Origin of the sequence: Kitasatospora sp. NPDC059648 (assembly GCF_042734825.1) — a bacterium.
Lineage (GTDB): Bacteria > Actinomycetota > Actinomycetes > Streptomycetales > Streptomycetaceae > Kitasatospora.
The window spans coordinates 1-5,331 of sequence record NZ_JBHWDU010000177.1 but is presented as its reverse complement, the minus strand read 5'-3'; the positions used below and the strand labels follow the sequence as shown (position 1 = coordinate 5,331).

8 protein-coding genes are annotated in these 5,331 nt (G+C 69.3%); 5 read left to right on the top strand and 3 right to left on the bottom strand.

Annotated elements, in window-relative coordinates:
• Positions 1 to 96: 96 nt before the first annotated feature.
• Together ACFV1W_RS39925 and ACFV1W_RS39920 are read right to left on the bottom strand one after the other, a co-directional pair.
• On the bottom strand, positions 97 to 291 hold the full coding sequence (locus ACFV1W_RS39925) for a DUF397 domain-containing protein (RefSeq protein WP_380422413.1): 195 nt from the start codon (positions 289 to 291) through the stop codon (positions 97 to 99).
• Complete coding sequence (locus ACFV1W_RS39920; RefSeq protein ID WP_380422411.1) at positions 284 to 1,147, bottom strand: helix-turn-helix domain-containing protein; 864 nt, start codon at positions 1,145 to 1,147, stop codon at positions 284 to 286. Before ACFV1W_RS39920 ends, ACFV1W_RS39925 begins: the two co-directional genes overlap by 8 nt.
• A gap of 278 nt (positions 1,148 to 1,425) precedes the next feature.
• Between ACFV1W_RS39920 and ACFV1W_RS39915 the strand changes: the two genes are divergently transcribed.
• The 3 genes from ACFV1W_RS39915 to ACFV1W_RS39905 are packed head-to-tail and all read left to right on the top strand — an operon-like array spanning position 1,426 to position 2,218.
• Entirely contained in the window at positions 1,426 to 1,797 is a 372-nt protein-coding gene (locus ACFV1W_RS39915; protein WP_380422410.1) for an ATP-binding protein, read from the top strand.
• Positions 1,794 to 2,045 carry a hypothetical protein gene (locus ACFV1W_RS39910; protein ID WP_380422408.1) on the top strand — a complete coding sequence of 84 codons (252 nt, stop codon included), beginning with the start codon at positions 1,794 to 1,796 and terminating at the stop codon, positions 2,043 to 2,045. Before ACFV1W_RS39915 ends, ACFV1W_RS39910 begins: the two co-directional genes overlap by 4 nt.
• On the top strand, positions 2,042 to 2,218 hold the full coding sequence (locus ACFV1W_RS39905) for a hypothetical protein (protein WP_380422406.1): 177 nt from the start codon (positions 2,042 to 2,044) through the stop codon (positions 2,216 to 2,218). The genes ACFV1W_RS39910 and ACFV1W_RS39905 overlap by 4 nt, the downstream gene beginning before the upstream one ends.
• Positions 2,219 to 2,281: 63 nt before the next feature.
• Here the strand turns inward: ACFV1W_RS39905 and ACFV1W_RS39900 are convergent, their stop codons facing one another.
• Positions 2,282 to 3,595 carry a helix-turn-helix transcriptional regulator gene (locus ACFV1W_RS39900; RefSeq protein ID WP_380422404.1) on the bottom strand — a complete coding sequence of 438 codons (1,314 nt, stop codon included), beginning with the start codon at positions 3,593 to 3,595 and terminating at the stop codon, positions 2,282 to 2,284.
• Positions 3,596 to 3,878: 283 nt separating this feature from the next.
• Here ACFV1W_RS39900 and ACFV1W_RS39895 point away from each other — a divergent pair, with 283 nt between their 5' ends.
• Entirely contained in the window at positions 3,879 to 4,010 is a 132-nt protein-coding gene (locus tag ACFV1W_RS39895; protein ID WP_360418816.1) for a hypothetical protein, read from the top strand.
• Positions 4,010 to 5,188, top strand: coding sequence for a methyltransferase (locus ACFV1W_RS39890; RefSeq protein ID WP_380422402.1), 1,179 nt, complete (start codon positions 4,010 to 4,012; stop codon positions 5,186 to 5,188). The genes ACFV1W_RS39895 and ACFV1W_RS39890 overlap by 1 nt, the downstream gene beginning before the upstream one ends.
• Positions 5,189 to 5,331: the final 143 nt, after the last annotated feature.

Here is a 5,331-nt window from a genome sequence, read left to right as displayed (position 1 = left end):
CCGCGGTTCCCCAACCCCCCCCTCTACATTCGGTTCTGGGGCGGCTGTTGGGGGGTGGGCGGGCCGCCGCGCCGGGGGGCGGGGCCCGCCGCCGGGTCAGATGGCGTGGTGGTCGAACTCGCCTGCCTTGGCACCTTGAAGGAACGCGGTGAACTTGCCCGGGGTGGTGCGGACTATGACCTCGCCGTCGTCGGACTCGCGGATCTCAACTAGCACGCTGGTCCCACGGACTTCGACGCAGTTGTCGTTTGCACCGGAGTAGCTGGACTTCTGCCATTCGGAGCTAGCCATCTTGGTGTTCCATCTCTTTCATGACCGATCGGATCAACTCCCGTGAATCCTCCTCGGGGAGGGCCGTCGAGTCCATCTGCGTGATGAGGGCGCGGAACCTTGCGAGGTGGGCTGGGGCATCGAAGAGATGGATGCCGTGGCCAGTGTCCATCTGCGCGGTGTCCAGTTCCGGGATCGGCCCCTCCGCATAGGTGAAATTCTCGCTGGGGCTTGGGACGACGCCCGCGCTGAACGGCACCACCCGAACGGAGATACTCGGATGTTCCGAGTCTATGGCGAGTGCCTTGAGCTGTTCCGTGAGTACCCTCGGTCCGCCGAACTGCATGTGCAGGGCTGCCTGGTGGATGAACGCCGTGTAGGGCGCCACCCCCGAGCGGACCACTCGCTGCCGTTGCATGCGAAACGCCGTTCTGAGGTCGATCTCATGGTGCGGAAGTGGCGGGTAGGTCTGGGCGAATAGGGCGGTTGCGTAGGCACCGGTCTGGAGCAGACCGGGGATGAAGGAAGTCGTGTACGTCGTCAGTTTCCGTGCGCCACTCTCAAGCTCAGCCACCTCCAGGAAGTCGGCGTCCAGCGTGTCCCTGTACTCCTCCCACCAGGTGCTCTTGCCTCGGTCCGTGATGATGTCGGCGAGTGCGTCGATCAGGGGTTGATTGACGCACATGCACGTTGCGGCGATCGTGCGGAGCCGCTCGACGCTGATGCCGATCTTTCCCGATTCCATCTGTGTCACCTGGGCCGGGTTCATCCCGACGGCGCGACCGAGTTGGCTGCCGCCGAAGCCGGCCTGCTCGCGCATCCTTCGCAGCTCTGCACCGAGCCGCCGCTGGCGGAGTGTTGGGTTCGTGCGAGCCATGGTTCCTTCCAGGACGTGGGTGCCCCCAGTGTGCCGCGCTGCCGGAACGGCGGTCCATTTCGGGGCTGTCGCTGCCACGTTAGAGGGAACATTCCAGATCCAAGGAAAATTTCTCATGGTTCTGCGATACGGTCGCTGCACATCGATCCGACAGACCGTCAGTAACTCCTGTCTTTCCGGGCGGTAGGCGCCTGCCGCCCGCGCACCGCAGAGCAGCCGCGTCCCGGCCTGGCTCACGGCGACGTATCCGCCGGTTCTCCTCTCCCCACCACCGCTTCATGGAGGACTCCACGTGCACCCGTAACACGCCCTCGCTCGCCCTCTCCAAGCAGGCCCTCCGCGACATCCTGACCCGGACCGGCTGGGACCCGGAGGTCATCTTCAACGCCGAACTCGCCCTCTGTGAGCTGATCGCCAACGCCTGGGGGCACGGCCAGACCCCCGCCCCCGTCGTCTACTTCTCCCTCACCCGCACCCTCCGCGTCTGCGTCGCGGACGAGAGCGACGCCCTCCCCGCGCCGTGCACCCCCGGCCACCTCGCCGAATCGGGCCGGGGCCTCCAGCTCGTCGAAGGGCTCACCCACCGCTGGGGCGTCGACCCCCAGAAGCGTGGCAAGACGGTCTGGTACGAGCTGGACTTCCCCGCGTGAGCCGCCACCGCTTCCTCATCGCGCCCACCGACCCGGGGTTGCACGACTACACCGCGCCGCAGATCACCACCCTTCTCGGTGAGTTGCACCGGATCGGTCTCCCGTACGGGCTCCTCTGGGGCTCCGCCGCCCCCGGCGAGACGGCCCTCGACGGCCGGATCCTGGTCGACTTCGGCCACGCGCCCGTGAGTACGCTGCTCAACCTCCTTCACCTCCTCCGCGACCTCGAAGGAGATGAGCACGGGTGAGAGCCGGCACCGCCGCCTTCCTGGTCGGCGCGGCCTTCGCCGTCCTCCTGATTCTCGCGTTCGCCACCGTCGCCCTCGGCGTCATCAAGGCCCTCCGGATGCCCAGGCCCGACGACGAGCGCACCGACCCCGAACGCCAGGACCCCGACCCGACCCGGCGGATACCCGTCTGACCAAGCCGCGCACGCCGCCGAGCCGAGTTCTCCAACTCGGCTCGGCCGCAGTGTCGGTGGCGCTCAACAGACCCTCAGTCGCTCCAGCAGCTCGGGAACGCCGTCGACGTTTCGGTAGGGCTTGAAGGCCGGCGCGAGGCCGCGCACCAGGGTGATGCACCGCGGGGCGCCGATGCGGGTGGCCAGGTCGAGCGACTCGCTGGTGACCGCGAGTGCCTGCTCGACGTTCTTCGACTGGAGGTGGCCCCTGGCCTGGTAGGTCAGGAAGACTCCGCGTGTCTTGTCCCTGACCCGGGGCAGCAGGGCCAGGCCCTCGGTGATCCGGGTGTGGGCCTCCTCGGTCCGGCCGAGGTCCAGGAGGCACTGGCCGGAGTCCACCGCGAGGTCGGCCGGTCCCATCCACGCGCACCAGCCGGGTGCCAGGTCGACGGCCTCGATCGCCAGGGCGGATTCGGCCTCGGACAGGTCGCGGTAGCAGGCCGTCCGCTCGCCGAGGGCGGCATGTGCCCTCGCCCGTCGCAGGAACAGCAGCGATCGGGCGGTGGGGTGTGCGGTCCCGGAGAGCGCGTATCCGAGCTGGTCGACGGAGACCTTTGGCTCACCGAGCCAGTTCGCCTGGTAGGCGAAGTCCGACAGCACTCCAGCGCCGTGGTCGCGGTCGTCGACGGCATGGGCGGACTGCAGCGCGGCCTCCCAGAGCTTGCCGGCTGCCCAGTGCCGACCCTGGTCGAAGCGGTACCAGCCACAGGTGGTGGCGAGTGAGGCCGCCAGCAGGTGCAGGCGACGGCCGGTGCCCTCGCTGTAGCGGCCGTCCTCGATCAGGTCGGTGACGGTGGCCAGGTGGGCATCCATCAACCGGATGGTGTGTTGCCGCTGTTCGGTGGGCAGAGCCGTCAGCTGCTGACTAGTGTCCTCCAGCCAGTCCACGAGTTCGGCATCCACCTGCTTGCCGCCCGTCGCGGACGCCAGGCGCTCGGGCTCGATCACGGCCCAGTGCGCGGCGAGGCCGGCCAGCGAGATGGCACTGAAGGTCATGAAGCTTCGACGGTCCATGGAGGCTCTCTGTGCATCGTGAAGTGCTTGGACGGTGCGGACGGCCCCCAGCGGCAGCGGTTCGTCGCGCCCGGGCAGCCAGTACGGCCAGCCGTATGTCTCCATCTCCGACACGGGAACGCCGAAGACCTCGGCGATCAGGAGCTGGGAGTCGGTGTTCGGCGTCTTGCGCCCGTTTTCCCACCGGCTCACCGCGGCCTTGTCCGCTCCGGACCGCAGCCCGTGGCCGCGAGCGGCCCGGTCGAGGAAGGAAACGAGGTCGCCCTGGGACCAGCCGCGCAGTTCGCGGGCGTGAGCGAGGGGGTGCCGGATCGGGTCGTCCACGGGCCAATCCCATCATCGACGGTAGGCGCGAGCCTACCGTCCGCGAGGGCGGGACAACCCCGGGACCACCCGTAATGCCTTTTCGGTGAAACGAAGTTGGGCTGTACTCGACGCACATCGACGAACTTCCTCCATCAAGCGGAAGGAGTCCGCCATGAAGCGACCTGCCGTTGGACACGAGAGGAGCATCATGACCACTCCCGAGAAGCCGCCCACCCCCGGGCCACCGAACCCCGGGCCGATCCCGACCACCAACCGCACCGCGACCCAGTAGGAGGACCCCGTGGGAGACCAGAACAAGGGCGGCCCGAACGACGGCAAGGGCGGCAGCCACGCCAAGCCCGGGGGCCCCGTGATCGGCCCGAAGCCCAGCCCGGACGGCTCGGGGCCCGACAAGGGCGGCAAGCACCGCTGATGACGGACCACCAGAACAGGCCCGAGCAGGCCGCCATGTGCGGCCTGCTCCAGGCCGTCACCGGAGATCTCGGCCATGACGTGGCCCCCGAGTGGCGACAGGCGGCCGTGGCCCACCCTCGCCACCACTTCCTCCCCGAACGGGTGTGGCTCGAACAGGACGGTGCGTACCGTTCCGTCAGCCTTGGCAACGACCCCGACACCTGGTTCACCGCCGCCTACGACAACGTCCCCGTCATCACCCAGATCAACGACGGCACCGAGCCCGATGACCTGAGCGAGGTGTGGCCGTCGTCCTCGCTCTCCGCCCCCTCGGTGGTGTTCGACATGCTGGGCATGCTCGACCTGAGCGACGGCATGACGGTCCTGGAGATCGGAACCGCCAACGGGTACACCGCGGCCCTCCTGTGCCACCGGCTCGGTGCCGACAGGGTGGTGACGGTCGAACTGGACGCCGACCTGGCCGTGCGCGGCCGGAAGAACCTCAACGCCGCCGGGTACGCCCCCGTCGTCGTGTGCGCGGACGGCCTGCTCGGCTACGGCCCCGCCGCGCCGTACGACCGCATCGTGTCCACCTGTTCCGTGCGGCGCGTCCCGCCGCAGTGGATCGGCCAGACCAAGCCCGGCGGGGTCATCCTCACGCCGTGGGACAACCCGTGGATCTGCTGGGGCATGCTGCGGCTCACGGTCGGCGACGACGGCACGGCGGTGGGCCGGTACCGTCCGCACGGGGCGTTCATGCTCGCCCGCACCCAGCGCGACGACGTACAGCTGATGCGCGACGTGGTGAAGGGCACGGAGCACGAGTCGATCGTGTCGGAGACGGTGCTGCCCCGGCGCGCGGTGGTGCGCGGAGACGCCGCGTTCGCCATCGGCCACCGGATCGGCGACATCTGGCACGCGTGGCAGGACGACCCCGCCGAGGGCGTCGCGGACCGGTTGTGGATCGCCTCGACCGACCGGGCGTCCTGGGCGGCGGTGGACCACGACGGCGGTGATCACGACCGGTTCACCGTTCGGCAGTACGGCGAGCGCCGACTGTGGGACGAGATCGAGGACGCCTACGAGTGGTGGACAGAGAACGGCTCCCCCTCCCCTGACAGGTTCGGTCTCACCGTGAGCCGGGACGGGCACTGGGGGTGGCTGGACAGCCCGGAGCACTCCTGGCCGCTTCCCTGAGATGACTGATCGTGCCGTGGGGGGGGCGCCCGGGCCCCCGCAGCCCCCCCCCCCCCCCCCCCCCCCCGCCCCGGCGCGCGGCGGGCAGCCCGCGCCCCCGGGGGGCGGCCACCAACAAACCCCCCCCCACAACGAGGAGTATT